We start from the raw sequence: 18,420 nt of genomic DNA on the forward strand, positions 1-18,420 counted from the left end.
TACACCATTTCTCTAATCACTATCAGTACTATTCAGCCATTTCAAACCTGCGTACGGCTTTTGTTTCAGGCTATCCAGCCGTTGTGATAGATTGCCACAATGGATTTCTAACTTGTGGTTATCAGGATCCAGGAAGTAAAGCGAATCGCCTTCGCTGGTGTTCTCCTGCCATGTACCAAATCCCGCCGCCACAATCTTTTCTTGCAGCGCTGTAAATTGCTCTGATTCAACCGAGAACGCCACGTGAGAGTAGTCCTGATCCGGGTTTGGGCGGCCTTTTGTGAGACATAACCAAATACCGGGTCCAGAAAGATAAGCTCCGTTATTCCATTTCACTTCTGCCGCGAGCCCCAACAGATTTGAGTAGAAATCTAGAGATACCTCCAAATCACTCACCGCAAAGGTCAGGTGATTAATGCCTGATATCACCAAACATCAACCAATTGCATCATTGAAACCATTAACAAATCCTTCTACAAAGCTACTAACATCACCAAATATAGCGACGGCAAATAAAAAGGCAATCAATGCCAGCAACGTATTACGATTTTTGTTTAATCTAGTATCCATCTCTTTCTCCACTGTAAAGGCTGCGGAGGTATTCCGCAGCCGGACGAGGTTAGTCGTTGATGACTTTGTGTAGCCAGATTCCAAGATCAGTTCCAGCGCCACCGCCTAGCACATAGCCGATACCGTAACCGATGGAGTAACCCAAGCTACCCGTGTCGCTACCAGCAGATACCTGCTTTATTTGTGATTCGGTTAATTGTTCCATGTTCATATCTCCTTTTGATAATGTTGATTAGCAGCGACTTACTTGTGCATACCATCGTAGAGGCCGGCCCCCAGACCCGCACCAAATTCATTTAACGCGTTATAGGCGCCGATAAAGCCTAACGCCAAGCCAATTGCAACAGCCGCATCGCCACCGTTAACCATGTCTATTTCATTAATAGTCAGTTCCTTCATTTTCTTTCTCCATAATTAAAATAGTGCCCTCCCTATCGAGGACATTAATAGCTTTACTCATTTGGGAGAAAATTTCACCTGCTGTGAAGTACAGTTTTTGAGCTTTGAGAAGTTGTGTTAATGGACACAAAAAAGGGCAGCGAATGCTGCCCTTTGAGTGTGTTGCGTTAAAACGCGCTACACGCGTTCAAAAATAGTGGCGATACCTTGGCCCAAACCGATACACATGGTGGCCAAACCAACCGACTTGTCGTTCGCTTCCATCAGGTTGATCAATGTCGTGCTGATACGTGCGCCTGAACAGCCCAGTGGATGTCCCAGAGCAATCGCGCCGCCATTGAGGTTAACCATTTCATCGTAGTTATCCATAAGCCCTAGTGCTTTAACACAAGACAGTGCTTGGGCGGCAAAGGCTTCATTGAATTCTGCGATTTCTATATCTTTGATATCCATTCCGGCACGCTTAAGCGCTTTTTGCGTCGCTGGAACCGGGCCGTAGCCCATGATGGCAGCGTCACAGCCGGCAACGCCCATTGAGCGGATTTTTGCTCTTGGCTTTAAGCCCAGCGCTTTGGCTTTGTCGGCAGACATCACCAGCATAGCAGAGGCACCGTCTGAAATGGCAGAGGAGGTACCTGCGGTGACCGTGCCATTGGCGGGATCAAATACCGGGCGCAAGCCACTTAAGGTTTCTACTGTGGTCTCGGGACGAATAACTTCATCGTGTTTCACTTGGATCAAGGCGCCATTGGCGTCGTGCCCTTCGGTGGCAACAATTTCGTTGTCCCAGCGGCCTTCTAACGCAGCGGCGTGGGCTTTTTGGTGGGAACGAGCACCAAATGCATCTTGTTGCTCACGGCTGATACCGTTTTGCTTGCCCAACAGTTCAGCCGTTAGACCCATGCTGCCAGAGGCTTTAGCTGTGTACTTAGCCAGGCCCGGGTGGAAATCTACGTTGAAGGTCATAGGTACGTGACCCATGTGCTCAACGCCCCCGATAAGGTACACATCGCCAGCACCTGTCATAATACCGCGAGTGGCATCATGCAAAGCCTGCATAGATGAACCACACAGGCGGTTTACTGTTACTGCTGCCACATGACGCGGAATGTCAGTTAACAACTGCGCATTTCTGGCAACGTTAAAACCTTGTTCTTTGGTTTGCTGTACACAACCCCAGATGATGTCTTCGATGTCGGCAGGATCCAGCTCCGGATTCCTGGCCAACAGTGAGTTCATCAAATGAGCAGACAGGGTTTCAGCTCTCATGTTTCTGAAAACACCGCCCTTGGAACGCCCCATAGGGGTACGAATACAATCTACAATGACTACTTCTTTCATGATACTTCCCCCTTATCCGCAGTATTTCTGGTTGTTTTTGGCCATTTCTCTGGCACCGTCGGTCACCTGGTATACTTCGCCAAGGTGGGCAAACTTGTCAGCTAGGGCAACAAAATTCGCGACGCCCATGGTGTCGATGTAACGGAAGATGCCGCCTCTGAATGGAGGGAAGCCCAGACCGTACAACAACGCCATGTCTGCTTCGGCTGCTGAATCCACGATACCCTCTTCCAGACAGCGAATCGCCTCGTTAGCCATCGGGATCATCAGACGTGCAATGATCTCTTCAGCATCAAAGTCTTTCTTATCGGCTACATGGGCTGACATTAACTCGTAAGCTTCTTCTGCTGGTGTTTTTTGCGGTTTGCCGCGTTTGTCCAAACCGTGATTGTAGAAGCCTTTCTGATTCTTCTGACCGTAGCGCTCTGCCTTATAAAGAAGGGTTACCGGATCATTGTCCACTTTCTTCATGCGCTCAGGGAAGCCATCGGCCATTACATCTGCTGCGTGATCTGCAGTATCAATACCCACTACATCCAGCAGGAAGGCAGGTCCCATTGGCCAGCCGAAGATTTTTTCCATTACTTTATCAACGGCAACAAAATCGGCACCGTCTAGCAACAACTTGCTGAAGCCCGCGAAGTAAGGGAATAAAACGCGATTAACCAGGAATCCCGGACAGTCGTTTACGACGATAGGGGTTTTGCCCATCTTCAGAGTCATGGCTACTACGTTAGCGATGGTTTCTTCTGAGGTTTTTTCGCCGCGGATGATCTCTACCAAAGGCATTCTGTGCACTGGGTTGAAGAAGTGCATACCACAGAAGCGCTCTGGTTTACTCAGGTTTTCAGCTAAGGCGTTGATGGAAATGGTGGACGTGTTAGAACAGATAATGGCGTCATCAGCCACTGTCTCTTCCGTTTCTTTCAACACAATGCCTTTAACTTTTGGATTTTCTACCACCGCTTCAATAACGATATCGACATTTTCCAGCGCTTTGTAATCTAACGTGGGAACGATGTTATTGAGCGTGGCCGCCATTTTCTTGCTAGACACTTTGCCACGCTTCATGCCTTTATCAAGTATTTTGCTGGCTTCATCCAAACCCAATTGCAAAGCAGGCTCGGCAATGTCTTTCATGATGGTTTTGGTACCCTTAACAGCTGACTGGTATGCAATACCACCGCCCATGATACCGGCCCCTAACACACCTGCTTGTTCAAATTTCTTGGTAGCGCTTTTTGCTTGTTTTTTGCCTTTGCCTTTTACTACCTGGTCTGCCAGGAAGATACCTACTTGCGCTGTGGCAGCTTCTGATTTGGCGAGTTTTACGAAACCGGCATTTTCCAGTTTCAAGGCGCCTTCACGGTCAAGTGTCGCGGCCTTTTCCAGTGTTTCTACTACCATGTGAGGCGCTGGATAATGTTTACCTGCTTGCGCGAACACCATGCCTTTTGCTGTAGCGAAACTCATCATCATTTCGTTGCGGTTCAGTTTCAGTGGGGCTTTTTTAGCGGCGCGACGCGCTTGCCAGTCAATATCACCCGCAGCAGCATCAGCAGCCATCTGGTTAGCAACGGCGACTAATTGCTCTGGCGCAGTCGCGGCATCAATAGCGCCTTCGTTAAGGGCTTTTTCTGCATTGCGATCTTTACCAGTAGTCATCCATTCCATTGCGTTGTCGGCACCGATAACGCGCGGTAAACGCACGGTACCACCAAAACCCGGCATCAGGCCTAACTTCACTTCTGGTAGTCCGATGGCTGCAGTAGTGTCAGCAACTCGCAGATCACAGGCTAATGTCATTTCACAACCACCGCCCAAAGCAAAGCCATTTATCGCGGCCACTGTCGGGAAAGGTAAATCTTCAAAACGGTCGAAAACTTGGGACGTATTGGCCACCCACTCGAGCAATTTCTCTTCGGGCTCGGCAAATAGTCCGGTGAACTCAGTAATATCCGCACCTACAATAAAGGTGGACTTTGCAGAACGAACTACTGCGGCCTTGATGTCACTATTTTTTTCAAGTGCAGCGCATAAATCATTGAGTTCTGATACAGTTTGTTGGTCGAATTTGTTGACGGAGCCTTGCGCATTGAAAACAATATCAGCGATACCGTTTTCATTCAGGCTGGCTTGTAGGCATTGGCCTTCAAATAACATTGGATTCTCCTGTGCTTTAACAGACCGTATTGCCAAATTGAAACAATTATTCACTGGTACGGCCTGATGTAGGGTGGCAACATTGTTGTTGAAGAAATGTTAAATTTCAACCCAAATTCAAACAATTGTTTGAATTTTTGATTTCATTTTGTTTCGTTTGGTATAAAAACCGCATTACAGAAGGGCTGGAAGCCTGTCTGTGTATGTTTAAGATTAAATAGACTGGAGCAAAAAAGGTAGTCGATGCGGAAAATAAAATCTGCCATTTTTCTGGTTAAAATACTTCTAGTGTCTGTAATTCCGTACACTGACAGTGTTATTGCCAATGATTCAGAGCAATTGCGTGAATGGTTTGAAAGAGCAGAACAGATAGCTCATCGCCCCAACAGCAGCGAGTATCGCCTGTTAAAATCCCGATTAAAAGACTACCCCTTGTGGCCTTACGTCACTTATAAAACGCTGCTGCGTTATCCCTATATTTCCAATGAGTCAGCAATCGCTGATTTTTTGCGAGACTATGCTGGCACCCCTATGGAGAGGCCACTACGCAAAAAATGGCTGGTCCATCTTGCCAGACAGAAGCGCGGAGATTTGTACCTAAAGCACTATAGAGATGTCGGCGACACCAGTTTGTTGTGTCAGCGCATTGCCTTTGATGTAGAAAATAATGGGGTAACCGACTATCTGGATGAAATTCAAGCGCTGTGGTTGCATGGAAAATCCCAGCCCAATGAATGCGACCCTTTGTTTAAACTCTGGCAAGAAGCGGGCAGGCGAACCTCAGATATCGTATTACAGCGCATTGAGTTGGCGGCTGATGGCGGCAATACAACGTTAATTCCCTATTTGAAAAGACTGTTACCTGAATCGCAAAAGTATCTCGCTGATTTGTGGCTGTCAGTACGACGTTCACCGAGCATGATCACCCGCCAGTCGAAGTTTACTGGGGTTAGGCTTGCTATCGAAACCCGTATTCTGACTTACGGTTTACGCCGTCTTATATGGCGAGATGAGGACAAAGCGCTTAATGCATGGCAGGAGTACTCCCGAAAGTTCTCGTTTTCCGCAGAACAAAAACGCAGTATCACGCAGCGTTTCGCTATTGCATTGGCGTCTAAAAATCATCCTCAGGCAGAAACTTGGTTGGAGCGAGCCAGTGGTTTTATGGATGAAGATGTGTTGCGTTGGCATTTGACCCAAGTGTTGCGAGAACAAAACTGGCCTCATGCATTGGAAATACTGCGCGACTTACCAGACCAGACAGAAGATGAATTGACCTACCAGTATTGGGAAGCACGCGCATTAGAACTACTAGGCAATGGTGAGGTGGCTGGTGATTTGTTTAATCAAATTGCTCAAAATCGTCACTACTATGGTTTTATGGCCAGCGGCAAGTTGGGTCGTAAGGTCAATCTTCAAGATCGTCCTTTTACACAAAACCAACTGCATTTAAAGCAATTGATGGCAATGCCCGCCATGCAACGTATCGTTGAGTTCGTTAAACTGGGCCGGAAAACTTCTGCCCGACGGGAGTGGAATATGTTTTTTCCAGAACTGTCTGTTGAGCACAAACAATTGGCCGCTGCACTGGCCAGTCAATGGGATTGGCACGACCAAGCAATACACGCATTTTCCAGTTCCGGTTACCTGGATGACGTGGCCAAACGCTTCCCATTGGCTTACAAGAATGATTTGATTAACAGTGCCCAGCGCCATGACATCGATCCCGCCTGGGCCTTTGCTATTGCTCGCAGAGAGAGTTCTTTCAAACCCGATGCCCGCTCTGGCGCCGGTGCTTATGGTTTGATGCAGGTATTGCCCAGTACGGTGCAATATATGGAAAAACGAAAAATCCGCGCCAGACAATTATTTGATGCGCAGTTTAATGTGGAGATGGGCACGCAATACATGCACTACTTGATGAAGCGCATGGATGAAAATACGGTGTTGGCAACTGCTTCTTACAATGCCGGTTGGCATCGGGTGAAAACCTGGATACCAGAAGACAATGGCCTGGCTGCTGACATCTGGATTGAGACCATACCTTATCGTGAAACCCGAAACTATGTGAAAGCCGTGCTGGCTTACAAGCAAATTTATCATTTGCTATTGGGCAATGATAAAAACTATTTTGAAGACTTCGCGAAAATGACCATTGGTGGTAAGGGAACCTGACAGCCGGTAGCGTTTGCAGTTAGGCCCGAGCATTTACACTCCTCAGGTAGCGCGATACCATCATACCAATTCGATTGTAATCCCCCCATGCATTAGTCAATGGAGACGCCTTTATGTCAGAACTAAAAGCCCAATTTCAGCAACATATCCAGGTGATGCAAGCTCGCACTCGAGAAGCATTACAACGAGAAGGGCTGGATGGCATAGTGATCCATTCCGGACAGGGCAAGATCAAGTTTCTGGACGATAACTATTACCCCTATGCTGTAAACCCTCTGTTTAAGGCTTGGCTGCCAGTTATTGATAACCCCAATTGTTGGTTGGTAATCGATGGAGAATCAAAACCCAAGTTAATCTTTTATTTGCCAGTGGATTTTTGGCACAAGGTACCAGAGGCCCCGGATGATTTCTGGACGGATGAATTTGATATTCAGCTATTGGCTAAACCCAATGCAGTCGAGAAGCATTTGCCTTACGACAAAGCAAAATTCGCTTATCTCGGAGAGTATCTTGAGGTCGCAAGCGCGCTGGGCTTTGATAATGTTAATCCAGATCGCGTGCTGCATTATTTGCATTATCACCGCGCTTACAAAACGGATTACGAAAAATTCTGTATGCGTCAGGCCAACAAGATAGCTATTGCTGGTCATCGTGCTGCCGAGCAGGCTTTCAAAGCCGGCAAAAGCGAACTGGATATTCATCTGGCCTATCTTTCGGCAACCCGTCATACCGATGAGCAGTTACCTTATGCCAGTATAGTCGCACTTAATGAAAATGCTGCCATATTGCACAACAGTGTGCGCGATATAGAAGCGCCAACTGATTTTCGCTCCTTTTTAATTGATGCCGGGGCTAACTTTAATGGTTACGCTGCAGATATCACCCGCACCTATGCACAACAACCAGGCGAGTTTGCCGATTTAATCCAAGCTATGGACAAGGTGAATTTACAGTTGATTGAAATGTTAAAGCCGGGTATCGAGTATTCAGCGTTACAATTTAAAGCCCATGAGTTGATTGCTGGACTGTTGTCTGATTTCGGTATTGTTAATTTAAGTGGCACAGATATGCTGGAGCACAATATTGTCTCTACTTTCTTCCCTCATGGTATTGGGCATTTCCTGGGGCTACAGGTACACGATGTGGGCGGCTTTATGGCCGATGATAGAGGTACAGCGAAAGCGTCGCCTGAGGCGCACCCATTCTTGCGTTGTACCCGCACTGTAGAAGCTGATCAGGTGTTTACTGTTGAGCCGGGTTTATATTTCATCGATAGCCTTTTGGCGGATTTAAAAGGAACGTCGGCGTCTACCTATATTAACTGGGATAAGGTGGCTGAATTTAAACCGTTCGGTGGGATTCGAATTGAAGATAATGTCATCGTGCATGCGGATCGCAATGAAAACATGACCCGTGAAGGTGGTTTGTCTTAATCGTTGCCTTAGTAGGAGTCGCATCAGCGACTCCCGGCGGGCTTACTCTTGCTCGTGTTCTTCCTCAATCTCAATTCCCTTTTCCGCCATTATTTTTCGGGCCTCTTCCGGAATTTTGTGAGTATTGTCTTTGGTTAAATCATTGTCGTTGGGCAAGGGTTGCCCAGTGAATGCGTGCAAAAATGCCTCGCACAGCAATTCAGAGTTGGTGGCGTGCTTTAAATTATTGACTTGTCGCCGCGTTCGCTCATCAGTGAGCACCTGCAATACCTTAAGTGGTATCGATACCGTTATCTTTTTTACCTGCTCACTTTTCTTGCCGTGCTCAGCGTAGGGATCAATATAGTGACCATTCCATTCTGCCATGGTGGAAACCCTGTATTATAGTTTTAATCAGAAGCTTTAATTCTAATGACAATCTAGAAGTTATCAATATTAGATGGCTAAACTGCTTGACGTCCAGACGTGGTTTATTTACATTTAGCCATCTAAACGTCTAAAAAGGTATGCTTTAACATGGTTTCTTACGCACAAGGCATTGATGCCCTTAATCAAACCCTGTCTGAAATTAAAAATATTCAGGTGTCGTTTGAATTTTTCCCGCCCAAAACTGAGGCCATGCAGCAGACTCTGTGGAATTCAGTGGAGCGACTGGCGCCACTGAATCCTAAATTTATGTCCGTGACTTACGGTGCCAATAGTGGCGAGCGGGATCGCACTCATGAAGTGGTTAAACGCATCCAAAACGAAAAAGGTATAAATGCAGCTCCCCACTTAACCTGTGTTGATGCCACCCGCGAAGAATTAGAGCAAATAGCGCGTGACTATTGGGAGTCTGGTATCAGGCGCATTGTAGCATTGCGCGGTGACCTACCCGAGGGATCAACTGAGCATCGCTCTTATGCGGTGGATTTGGTGAAAGTGTTAAAAGGCGTGGCAGACTTTGATATTTCCGTAGCCGCTTACCCAGAGACTCATCCGGAGGCGCCTAATTCTCAATTCGACCTGTTAAACTTGAAGCGCAAAGCCGAAGCGGGTGCCAATCAGGCGATAACTCAGTTCTTCTTTGATGCCGAAGTGTTTTTGCGTTTTCGCGACAGAGCCGCCGCCGCGGGTATCGATATTGACATCGTACCCGGTATTTTACCTGTTACAAACTACAAAACCTTGCTGCGTTTTGCCGGATTCACCAACGTCCACGTACCCAACTGGCTACATCACATGTTTGAAGGCCTGGAGGATGACGATCAGACGACACGGAATCTGCTAGGGGCCAGCATTGCCATGGATACAGTAAAAGTATTGGCAAAAGAAGGCGTTAAAGACTTTCACTTTTACACCCTTAATCGCAGTGAGCTAAGTTACGCCATTTGCCACATGCTAGGCGTTCGCAGCCAAAAGGGCTAAACTGTTTAAAAAACACGAGTTTGTTTGAGACAGTTTTGCCGAATTTACAAGAGTTATACCAGCGTTATCAACCTAAAGCCCTGCAATTTACCCGCTCCTTTTTGGGCCAATGCCGTGAGGATCGGGTAGCTGTAGCGGCTGGTCATCTTGCTTATGTAACACTGTTATCACTTGTGCCTTTTATTATGGTGTTTTTTGCCATTCTGCAGGCGTTCCCCGCGTTTCAGACTATCCGCATCAAGTTGGAAGACTTTGTTTTCAATAATTTTGTGCCGGCTGCAGGCGACACCATTCGCCAATATGTGATTGAGTTTGCCAGTAATGCCTCTGAAATGGGGGCCATCAGTATCGGTTTTCTGGTGATTGTGGCGTTGTTACTTATCTCTAATGTGGATAAAACCCTCAATCACATCTGGCGCATTAATATTGAACGCCGTAAGATTTTTACTTTTGCTATATATTGGATGGTACTTACCCTGGGACCATTGTTGGTGGGTAGTAGTCTGGCCATGACCTCTTACCTGATTTCGCTGACCGCCTATGCGGAAGAGTACACACCTGGATTGTCCACCTTTTTACTGGGCATATTGCCTTACCTGATCTCTTTCGGTGGCTATTTTATTCTTTATTCCGTGGTGCCCAATAAGGTGGTTAGGGCAAAAGATGCGGCCGCTGGCGCTATTTTTGCGGCGCTATTGTTTGAGCTGTGCAAAAAGGTTTTCGCTATTTACGTGACCAGCTTTCCGTCGTATCAAGTGATTTATGGTGCGTTGGCAGCGGTGCCCATTTTGTTTGTCTGGGTCTATCTGTCCTGGATCATTGTATTATTCGGAGCTGTATTTACCGTGCAAGTGGAGAAGTTTCGAATTTTGAATATTCAACCCAAATCGGTTGAGACAAGTGCAGAGGCAGATGAAAAAGCGGCCTGAATATCAGACCGATCTTTTTATTAGTTCGACTTGATGGTATCGATAAATTCAGAAGATTGCGCAATCGCGCCGTTCATTTCTTTTATCAGCAGTTCAATGTCGCGTTTTATTTTGTCAAATTCACCCTGCAATGCACCAATGGCGGAAGCATTGAGGTTGTGTTTGAGATATAACACATTGTCATTAAGAGCAGTTAACACTGGCTGCATTTTGTCTGCCGAGCGATGCATCGCCTTGATCAGGCTACCATAGCGACGCTGTGTATCCTTGAGTTTGCGCTCACTATCGCGACGCAGGCTCTCGTTACTATACTGGCTCAGCTCATCCTGCCATTCATCAAATAACGCTTCAGCAACCGATTCCACCTTGTCAATTCGGCTGGTTAAGCGCTCAGCACTATCTTTGCTGGCGTCGTATTGATCTTTGATTTTGTCGTAGGCAGTTTGTAATTCACCGCCATCAAAATTGATCAGTACCGTCAGCTCTTCAAGGGCTGAAGCAAACTGCTGCTGCGCTTCTTCCTGTGCTTCATTGACGGATTCCACCCGGTCCACGAGGATGTCGCGTTTTTCAACACCCATAGATTCCCAGATGGAATAATAGGTACTTTGACAAGCGCTCAGCAGCAGCAGAAACGCTGCTGTAATTAAGACTCTCATCAGTCGCTACTCTTAAACTTGGCGGCATCTATAATGGCCCACAAGTGGAAGATCGCGCCCACCGGCCACATAAAGATGAAAATGACGGTAGCAGCCAGACCATAACTGACAGTACATACCAGGAAAAACATCAGTGCCATCATAATACGGCCTTGAATAAGTTGCCCTAAACCCGGGATGAAGATGTTGCACAATGCGGCGATGACGTTGCCACCAGAACCTTGACCTGCCATAAAGTTTTCCTTTTGTTTCTTTGTTAATTTAGCGCGCTTTAGGGGTTAAAATAGAACAAAGCTGATTAACTTACCAGCGGATATTTGTAAGTGAAACAACTATACCCAAGCCACCTCAAGATGCCAACTTCAGAGTTATCACAGCGCTTTCAATACAAGGCGCACTTGAGAAGGAATGTCGGCTACCTTTCAAACAAGTGCAACACAGTAATGGAAGCGCTGTGAAACTCCCGAAGGGCGGGGCCTAAAAGCATTTATGCGGCGTTAAATTGTATCGACGTGAGAACGACCATGCCTTCTCCAATTTACCTTGCCTAAATCCTTTTACTCTCCCGCTGAAGTTGAGTATCTTGAGGTGGTTTGGGTATATAAGGTAAGCAAATTGATTGCATTGTTACAAAGAGTAAGTTCTGCCTCGGTGCGTGTTGAGGGCGATATCGTCGGCGAGATAGGACAGGGTTTACTTGTGCTGTTAGGGGTGGAAAACCAGGACACGGTTGAAAAAACTGAGCGTATGGCCCAGCGAGTGAGCAACTATCGTATTTTTCCCGATGAGCAGGGCAAAATGAACTTAAACGTGCAGCAGGCTGGTGGTTCTATACTGGTGGTGTCTCAATTTACGCTGATGGCGGATACCCGAAAAGGCAACCGACCGGGTTTTTCTAATGCCGGCGATCCGGTATTGGGGGAGCGCTTGTATGATCATTTTTGCCAGCACCTGCAGGCCCTTGGTGTTGCATGCGCCACCGGACAATATGCCGCTGACATGCAAGTATCTTTGGTAAACGAAGGGCCAACCACTTTTTGGCTGCAAATTTAATTTCAGGCCAAAGCCACAATGGCGTTGAGATTCAGGCCATAGCGCCTTGCAAGGTGTTCGAGGTTGCTATCATATCGAATAGCAGGTAATGCATTGTAGCAAGCAAATACGATTTTATTTTGGTAGCCTGGCACCGAGAAGACCCGAAAATTGAGATTGAGGGTACGCAAAATGTCGAGTACCAGTTCAGATTGCAAATGAGAGCCACTGATCAGATTAATGGCTAATAGCCCTTCAGGATTCAGCCCTCGTGCGCAATCCAGATAAAACTCCTCGGTGAAAACAAAATCGGGTGTGCCTTGTTTGGCAAATAAATCGATAAAGATTAGATCTTGCGACGAAGCTTCTTTAATGGCGTAGCGAGCATCTTGATGGAGCACCTGATAATCCTGATATCCTTGGTTAAACCATTGTTTAAATAAGGCGATGACCTGGCTGGAATACTCAACCGACAGTAGGTTTACTTTTGGAAAGTGGTAGCGAAAAAAGCGTTGTAAACTACCACCACCCAAACCCAACTCCATTACTTGCTTTGGGGCTGGCAGGTAATAAAAGCACAATAACAGGGCGCTTAAATGGGGTAAAATTGGTTGCCATGGGGTGCGCAAATCCATTACCGATTGCACGGCATCGTCAATACTCAACCAACGAAACTCCGGATTTTCAGAAATCGATAGCGAAGTTGACCCAACTCGCTCAAAATGCAAAATACGTGAGTCGTTTTGTAAATCGTTTAAATGAAACAGCGCACAGACTCCTGCAAAAGTGCAAAGCAACTGAACTGTAAGTTTAATGTAAATAACTAACAAGGTTAAATGAATGTATCGAATTAGCACGCCAGTGACGCCCGAAGAAATGGAAGCCTATTTTTTATTTCGCTGGCAAGTCTTGCGGGAACCATTTAATTTTCCTCAGGGTTCAGAAAAAGACGAATACGAAGGGGTAGCCGAACACCGAATGTTGTTGTCTCCAGACGGTGACATTGTGGCGGTGGGACGGGTGCATTTAAATGTCCAGGAAGAAGCGCAAATTCGACATATTGCAGTGTCGGCCAAGCATCGCAAGAAAGGCCTGGGTAGCTTGATCCTGAGTGCACTGGAGGAAGAGGCGAAAAAACAGGGAGCCTTGCGAGCCGTAACGAATAGCCTTGATACTTCCGTTGCCTTTTTTGCCTCTGCGGGGTACTACATTGAGGATACCCCTGAAGCGCTGGGTAAGCAAAAACGACAGCACATGGTGAAGAAGTTGGATGTACAGTCTACAGTGCGCCTGCATCCTAAATGGTGTACTGAACTGCAATCTACCTGGCACGAGACTATTCCCATTTCAGAACAAATGGGCATTACCCTGCATCAATACACGGGTAAGACGTTGGAAGCACGAGCCTCTCTTAATAAAAATATTAATCTGCATGGCTCTATGTTCGCTGGTAGCATCTTTTCCCTGGCAACCTTGACTGGCTGGGGCATGATATTTTTACAGCTCAAAGAGCGCGGTCTAGAGGGGGATATTGTGCTGGGGGATGGCAACGTACACTACCACAAGCCTGTGACTGCCGAGCCTCGGGCCATTTGTAACATCGAAACCATGTCTGGTAAGTTCCACTACATCGAACGCAAGAAAAAGTGTCGTCTGGAGCTGCAGGTGAACATCCAAGACGGCGACATAGCCGTGGCGGAGTTTTACGGTGTTTATTGGGTGTTACCCATCATCGAATAAGCTGCGCTATATGCTGTAATTGTGAACCTGTTTAGGTAATTGCAGTTCGCATCCTGATAAATGTTAGCCTAATATTGTTGTTATTTGCGTCAATTATTGATTTGCTTTGGAAAATCAGAACGTTGTCATCACCAATGGCATCAAATAAGCGGCTGATATGGGTAATAGTCTGCAACAAAATCTGACCATCCGGCTTCTGCGGGTGCTCAGATATAATAAAGCCAGAACCGAGAGGGCGCTGGAATTGATGTCGCCTGAAAAGCGCGATGCCTTCCATATTATTCCATTTCTTTTGCATGTTAATCACCAGAGTTTCCCGGGCTTTGTGGATGATCCAAAAACGCCCTTAGGCCTGATCAATTATTCCTTACGAGATGAACTCACAGAGGCATTGCACCGGGTTTTCCCCGAACAGCAAGCGCTTATCGATGATATGAAGCCCATCTGGCCCAAGCGGCGCATGATAGAGTCACTGGTGTTAATGGGCAGTATTGGCACGATCGCGCAATCAGAACAGTCTGATTTTGACTACTGGGTTTGTGTGGATGGCACTCGCTACAAACAAGCCCACTTTCGTTTATTGCAAAAAAAGCTGCACCAGATTGAACTGTGGGCTGAGAAACAATTTGGCATGGAAGTGCACTTTTTCCTGTCGGATATCGAAAAGGTGCGAGCTAATGATTTTGGCGTTGCCGACGGTGAAAGTTCCGGCAGCGCGCAGGCTATTTTCTTAAAAGCAGAATTCTATACCACTAATATTGTTGTCGCAGGTAAAGCGCCGTTTTGGTGGCTCTTGCATGAGGGGGCCACAGATCAGCAATACCAACAGCTGCAGTCCTCTTTGAAAGCAGGGGTGTCGCCTGAACCTAAATGGTTTATGGATTTGGGTAATATAGAGCGTATGGATACCGCGGAGTTATTTGGCGCTGCCATCTGGCAAATCAGTAAGGCCATGGATTCGCCTTTCAAGTCAGTATTAAAAATGGCTAAGTTGGAAGTGTTTCTGGCCAATATCGACAGCCATCAACCTCTGTGTAGTTTATTGCGAACTGCTGTACACAATGGCACCAAAGCCGAAGGGGGTCAGGAGTTTATCGATCCTTATGGGATTATGTTTGATCACATCATTGAGCATTATCAAAAGGCGGGTGAGACAGAAACGGTAGAGCTTTTGCAGCTGTGTTTGTATCTTAAAAGTGATTGTGGTCTGAGCTTGCCGGCGGATGAGTCGGCTTTTCACTTCAAGCGCAAGATCATTATGGCCTATGTGGAGAAGTGGGGTTGGTCGCGGGATAAGATAAAGAAAGTTGACCGTATTAAGTATTGGGATTTCAAGGAGTTGTCGCAAATTGGTAAACGCATTCACGCATTTTTGATCGGCTGTTATCGCCGCATTTCAGTTAAAATTGCTGATCATAAACAAATGGTAAGCAAAGAAGATGTTACGGTTATCGGGCGTAAGATAGATTCTTTTTACTCTAAGAAAGAAAACAAAATCGATTACATGCGCAATGCGTTTGAAGAAGGTGCGTATTGCAAAATAGTTACCATAAAAGCCGAGCCGCAAAGTAACAATCGCCGGCGTTGGTCACTATATCGCGGTAATCAAATCGACTGGAATGATTCTGCGTTGGGCAAAGTATTGATGAAAAGCGCCTGGAATCCTATCGAAATTGTATTGTGGGCGGTGTTTAACGGAGTCATGGATGGCGAGACTAAAATCATGCTCTCTTATCATGCTGAGCCCGTCACCGAAAGGGACTTGCTGGATCTCACTAAAGTTCTTGAAAAGCTATTTCCACCGGTGCGGATTTCAGACATTAAACGCAACGCCCTGCTTGTACCCTTTAGGATAATCAACTGCCTGGCCGTGGTGAATTTTGAGAGTCGACGCCACAAACCCGAAAGCGAAACATTAAAGCTGATTTATTACACCAGTTGGGGGGAATTATACTGTGTCGATGGCTTTAAAGCGTTGGAAGCAATGCGCTTTGATTTATGCGATGTTGACCCCGCACCTAACAAATACTTTTATGCCCCTGACGGTTCTTATCGGGATCGTTTGTTTGTCGATTTCAAAGAGCGGGCTGATATGGACTTTTCCAAGGAGTTGAGGAAAGCAGAAGGTAGTTAAAACTCCGGAAAAAAAGCCGCTGTACAGCGGCTTTTTTAATGCTTTGAGGTGCTACAGGTCTAGCTCATCGCACTTTGTAGTTTCTTCATGGCATTTTTCTCAATCTGACGTACACGCTCGGCAGAAACATTATATTTGTCTGCCAGGTCCTGCAATGTGGTCTTTTCATCAGATAACCAGCGAGTTTGTAAAATGTGCTGACTGCGCTCATCCAGAGTTTTAATTGCTGAATACAAACGCGCAGAGGCGTTTTGATCCCAATCGGCATTAATTACAGCAGATTCTACGTCTTCACTTTTATCTTCCAGGTATTGTACTGGAGCAAAACTGCCACTTTCATCATCGTCAGCAGAAAGATCAAAAGCTTGATCCTGGCTGCTCATACGCGCTTCCATTTGCAACACTTCTTTGGTGCTTACACCGAGCTCGTTGGCAACCGTTTGGACTTCTTCATGAGTAAACCAACCCAAACGTTTTTTAGCCTTACGCAGATTAAAGAACAGTTTGCGCTGTGCTTTGGTGGTGGCAACTTTAACGATACGCCAATTGCGCAACACAAATTCGTGTATTTCAGCTTTTATCCAGTGTACTGCAAATGACACAAGGCGCACGCCCATGGTGGGGTCGAAGCGTTTCACGGCTTTCATCAAACCGATGTTACCCTCTTGGATCAGGTCGGCTTGAGGTAGGCCGTAACCTGAGTATGACTTGGCGATATGCACTACGAATCGCAGGTGCGACATAATCAGCTTTCGTGCTGACTCCAAGTCCTCATCTTCTCTTAAGCGAGTTGCTAATGCACGTTCCTCTTCAGCAGATAGCATGTTTATGCCACTCACATACTGAATGTACGAATCCAGACTTCCGCTTTGTGGGATGCTTAAAGCCATGGACTGTAATTTTGTGCTCATATTTACCTCTTCAATTTTTGCCGCTCGGATGCTAGCACAGCAAGCCGCTGATCGCCAGAGTTAACCAATCAGTTAACATACGTATGCATTGGGAAATAGTTCAATTGATGTTGTTTTAACCGAAACGAATAGATTAATATTTGTTGTTACCATGTCAGACCTGCTAAAGTTTATTTTTGTTTCGTGTCACAGGGATGAATTCTGCCTTTGAAATGTAACAGTTTTTTAAATCAAGGGTTTATTCCCGGCTCAGAAACGATGGAGTCGATGTTGATTAGAGAGCGATTGCTGCTAAGAGGTAGATAGATGTTTGCGTATGTAGCTCGACAGGCCATATTAGACCGGGATAAAAACGTACTGGGGTATGAGCTGTTGTTTCGCGATGGAAAGCAGAACTGTTTTCCTAATGTCGCCCCCGACGAGGCTACGCCAAAAATCCTGGCCAGTAATCATTTAACCTTGGGCCTTGATGAAATAACGGGTGGAAAACTATCTTTTATTAATTTCTACGAAGATACTTTATTGTATCGCTTTCCTACCTCACTCGACCCTATGGCGGTGGTCATTGAAATAGTCGAAACCGCGCCCATCAGTAAAGAATTATTAGCCGCTTGCAAGCATATTAAACAGTTGGGTTATCGCCTTGCGTTAGACGATCACGACTTTGATCCAAAGTGGGATGTGTTCTTACCTTATATCGATATTATCAAAGTCGATATTCGCGAGAGTGACTACGAAACCATCAAAAAACACGTCCCTAAGTTCCTGGATGCCAAAGTTAAGCTGATAGCAGAAAAAGTTGAGACGTATGAAGAATATGAGTTGTACAGGGATCTAGGTTGCCATTATTTTCAGGGCTATTTTTACGCAAGACCTGAAGTTATCAAACAGAAAAATATCCCCAATAATAAATTATCTCTGTTGGAGCTTATTGGGGAAAGCGCCAAATCAGAAATGAACTTTGATCGCATCAACGACATCATTGAGCGCGATGTGGCATTGTCTTACATGTTATTGCGCTTTATTAATAATCCCACCATCAACAAACGCAATAAGATTTCCTCGTTGCGCCATGCGCTTAATTATATGGGGGAAGTAGAACTGAAAAAGTTTATTGCTTTGTTAGCATTGGCAAATCTTGGGGATGCCAAGCCGATGGAGTTGTTGCAAGTATCGCTCATCAGAGCAAAATTCTGTGAATTATTGGCGGCCCATCGTCACGATCCGGAAAACCCACCGAAAGGCTTTTTAGTGGGATTATTTTCGCTAATCGATGCCATGTTAGATCGCGAGATGACCAATCTCATGGAAAATCTGCCGCTGTCCGATGATCTTAAAGCGGCCCTATGTGGAGAGAAGAACAATTTATTGTTTTACCTGGAATTGGCCAAAACCTTTGAGTCCGCCAATTGGGCGCGCACCCGGAAATTGTCCCAATCCTTAAAGGTGGAACAAAAGGTATTGCACGGCATTTATAATCAAGCGGTAGTATGGAGTAATGCCATGCGCCAGAGTATCGGCTGAGCT

The 18,420-nt window shown here is 46.1% G+C and carries 19 protein-coding genes; 8 read left to right on the forward strand and 11 right to left on the reverse strand.

Features of this window, described 5'->3' with window-relative positions; translation table 11 throughout:
• Positions 1-12 precede the first annotated feature (12 nt).
• From AABA75_RS00985 to fadB, 6 genes are all read right to left on the reverse strand, one after another.
• Positions 13-429, reverse strand: a complete 417-nt coding sequence (locus tag AABA75_RS00985; protein WP_338290483.1) for a VOC family protein — start codon at positions 427-429, stop codon at positions 13-15.
• 6 nt (positions 430-435) lie between these two features.
• Entirely contained in the window at positions 436-570 is a 135-nt protein-coding gene (locus AABA75_RS00990) for a hypothetical protein (protein WP_338290484.1), read from the reverse strand.
• A gap of 49 nt (positions 571-619) precedes the next feature.
• Positions 620-775 (reverse strand): hypothetical protein, encoded by a 156-nt coding sequence (locus AABA75_RS00995; protein WP_338290486.1) that lies wholly within the window; start codon positions 773-775, stop codon positions 620-622.
• Between the two features lie 38 nt (positions 776-813).
• Complete coding sequence (locus AABA75_RS01000) at positions 814-969, reverse strand: hypothetical protein (protein ID WP_338290487.1); 156 nt, start codon at positions 967-969, stop codon at positions 814-816.
• Between the two features lie 177 nt (positions 970-1,146).
• The gene (gene fadA / locus AABA75_RS01005; protein WP_338290488.1) at positions 1,147-2,310 is read right to left on the reverse strand and encodes an acetyl-CoA C-acyltransferase FadA; all 1,164 of its coding nucleotides are present in this window, start codon (positions 2,308-2,310) and stop codon (positions 1,147-1,149) included.
• Positions 2,311-2,322: 12 nt separating this feature from the next.
• The gene (fadB, locus tag AABA75_RS01010; RefSeq protein WP_338290490.1) at positions 2,323-4,473 is read right to left on the reverse strand and encodes a fatty acid oxidation complex subunit alpha FadB; all 2,151 of its coding nucleotides are present in this window, start codon (positions 4,471-4,473) and stop codon (positions 2,323-2,325) included.
• A 243-nt stretch (positions 4,474-4,716) separates the two neighbouring features.
• On the opposite strand from fadB, the gene AABA75_RS01015 reads away from it, so the two are divergent.
• Positions 4,717-6,648 carry a transglycosylase SLT domain-containing protein gene (locus tag AABA75_RS01015; protein ID WP_338290491.1) on the forward strand — a complete coding sequence of 644 codons (1,932 nt, stop codon included), beginning with the start codon at positions 4,717-4,719 and terminating at the stop codon, positions 6,646-6,648.
• Positions 6,649-6,761: 113 nt separating this feature from the next.
• Entirely contained in the window at positions 6,762-8,081 is a 1,320-nt protein-coding gene (gene pepQ / locus AABA75_RS01020) for a Xaa-Pro dipeptidase (RefSeq protein ID WP_338290492.1), read from the forward strand.
• A gap of 42 nt (positions 8,082-8,123) precedes the next feature.
• Here the strand turns inward: pepQ and metJ are convergent, their stop codons facing one another.
• Positions 8,124-8,447 (reverse strand): met regulon transcriptional regulator MetJ, encoded by a 324-nt coding sequence (gene metJ / locus AABA75_RS01025; protein WP_338290493.1) that lies wholly within the window; start codon positions 8,445-8,447, stop codon positions 8,124-8,126.
• Positions 8,448-8,597: 150 nt separating this feature from the next.
• On the opposite strand from metJ, the gene metF reads away from it, so the two are divergent.
• On the forward strand, positions 8,598-9,488 hold the full coding sequence (gene metF, locus AABA75_RS01030) for a methylenetetrahydrofolate reductase (protein WP_338290494.1): 891 nt from the start codon (positions 8,598-8,600) through the stop codon (positions 9,486-9,488).
• Positions 9,489-9,523: 35 nt separating this feature from the next.
• On the forward strand, positions 9,524-10,417 hold the full coding sequence (locus AABA75_RS01035; RefSeq protein WP_338290497.1) for a virulence factor BrkB family protein: 894 nt from the start codon (positions 9,524-9,526) through the stop codon (positions 10,415-10,417).
• Positions 10,418-10,437: 20 nt separating this feature from the next.
• Here the strand turns inward: AABA75_RS01035 and AABA75_RS01040 are convergent, their stop codons facing one another.
• Entirely contained in the window at positions 10,438-11,076 is a 639-nt protein-coding gene (locus tag AABA75_RS01040) for a DUF2959 domain-containing protein (protein WP_338290499.1), read from the reverse strand.
• Positions 11,076-11,309 carry a hypothetical protein gene (locus AABA75_RS01045; RefSeq protein WP_338290500.1) on the reverse strand — a complete coding sequence of 78 codons (234 nt, stop codon included), beginning with the start codon at positions 11,307-11,309 and terminating at the stop codon, positions 11,076-11,078. Before AABA75_RS01045 ends, AABA75_RS01040 begins: the two co-directional genes overlap by 1 nt.
• Positions 11,310-11,691: 382 nt before the next feature.
• Here AABA75_RS01045 and dtd point away from each other — a divergent pair, with 382 nt between their 5' ends.
• Positions 11,692-12,129 (forward strand): D-aminoacyl-tRNA deacylase, encoded by a 438-nt coding sequence (gene dtd, locus AABA75_RS01050; protein WP_338290501.1) that lies wholly within the window; start codon positions 11,692-11,694, stop codon positions 12,127-12,129.
• Positions 12,130-12,131: 2 nt separating this feature from the next.
• Here the strand turns inward: dtd and AABA75_RS01055 are convergent, their stop codons facing one another.
• On the reverse strand, positions 12,132-12,965 hold the full coding sequence (locus tag AABA75_RS01055; protein WP_338290502.1) for a fused MFS/spermidine synthase: 834 nt from the start codon (positions 12,963-12,965) through the stop codon (positions 12,132-12,134).
• On the opposite strand from AABA75_RS01055, the gene AABA75_RS01060 reads away from it, so the two are divergent.
• Entirely contained in the window at positions 12,949-13,848 is a 900-nt protein-coding gene (locus AABA75_RS01060; protein ID WP_338290503.1) for a bifunctional GNAT family N-acetyltransferase/hotdog fold thioesterase, read from the forward strand. The genes AABA75_RS01055 and AABA75_RS01060 overlap by 17 nt on opposite strands.
• A gap of 157 nt (positions 13,849-14,005) precedes the next feature.
• The gene (locus AABA75_RS01065; protein WP_338290504.1) at positions 14,006-15,982 is read left to right on the forward strand and encodes a class I adenylate cyclase; all 1,977 of its coding nucleotides are present in this window, start codon (positions 14,006-14,008) and stop codon (positions 15,980-15,982) included.
• A 59-nt stretch (positions 15,983-16,041) separates the two neighbouring features.
• On the opposite strand, the gene rpoH is transcribed toward AABA75_RS01065, so the two are convergent.
• On the reverse strand, positions 16,042-16,893 hold the full coding sequence (gene rpoH / locus AABA75_RS01070; protein ID WP_338290505.1) for an RNA polymerase sigma factor RpoH: 852 nt from the start codon (positions 16,891-16,893) through the stop codon (positions 16,042-16,044).
• 306 nt (positions 16,894-17,199) lie between these two features.
• Between rpoH and AABA75_RS01075 the strand changes: the two genes are divergently transcribed.
• Positions 17,200-18,417 carry an EAL and HDOD domain-containing protein gene (locus AABA75_RS01075; protein ID WP_338290506.1) on the forward strand — a complete coding sequence of 406 codons (1,218 nt, stop codon included), beginning with the start codon at positions 17,200-17,202 and terminating at the stop codon, positions 18,415-18,417.
• The last annotated feature ends 3 nt before the right edge of the window (positions 18,418-18,420 follow it).

This window comes from Planctobacterium marinum (genome assembly GCF_036322805.1).
In the GTDB taxonomy this organism is placed as follows: Bacteria; Pseudomonadota; Gammaproteobacteria; order Enterobacterales; family Alteromonadaceae; genus Planctobacterium; species Planctobacterium marinum_A.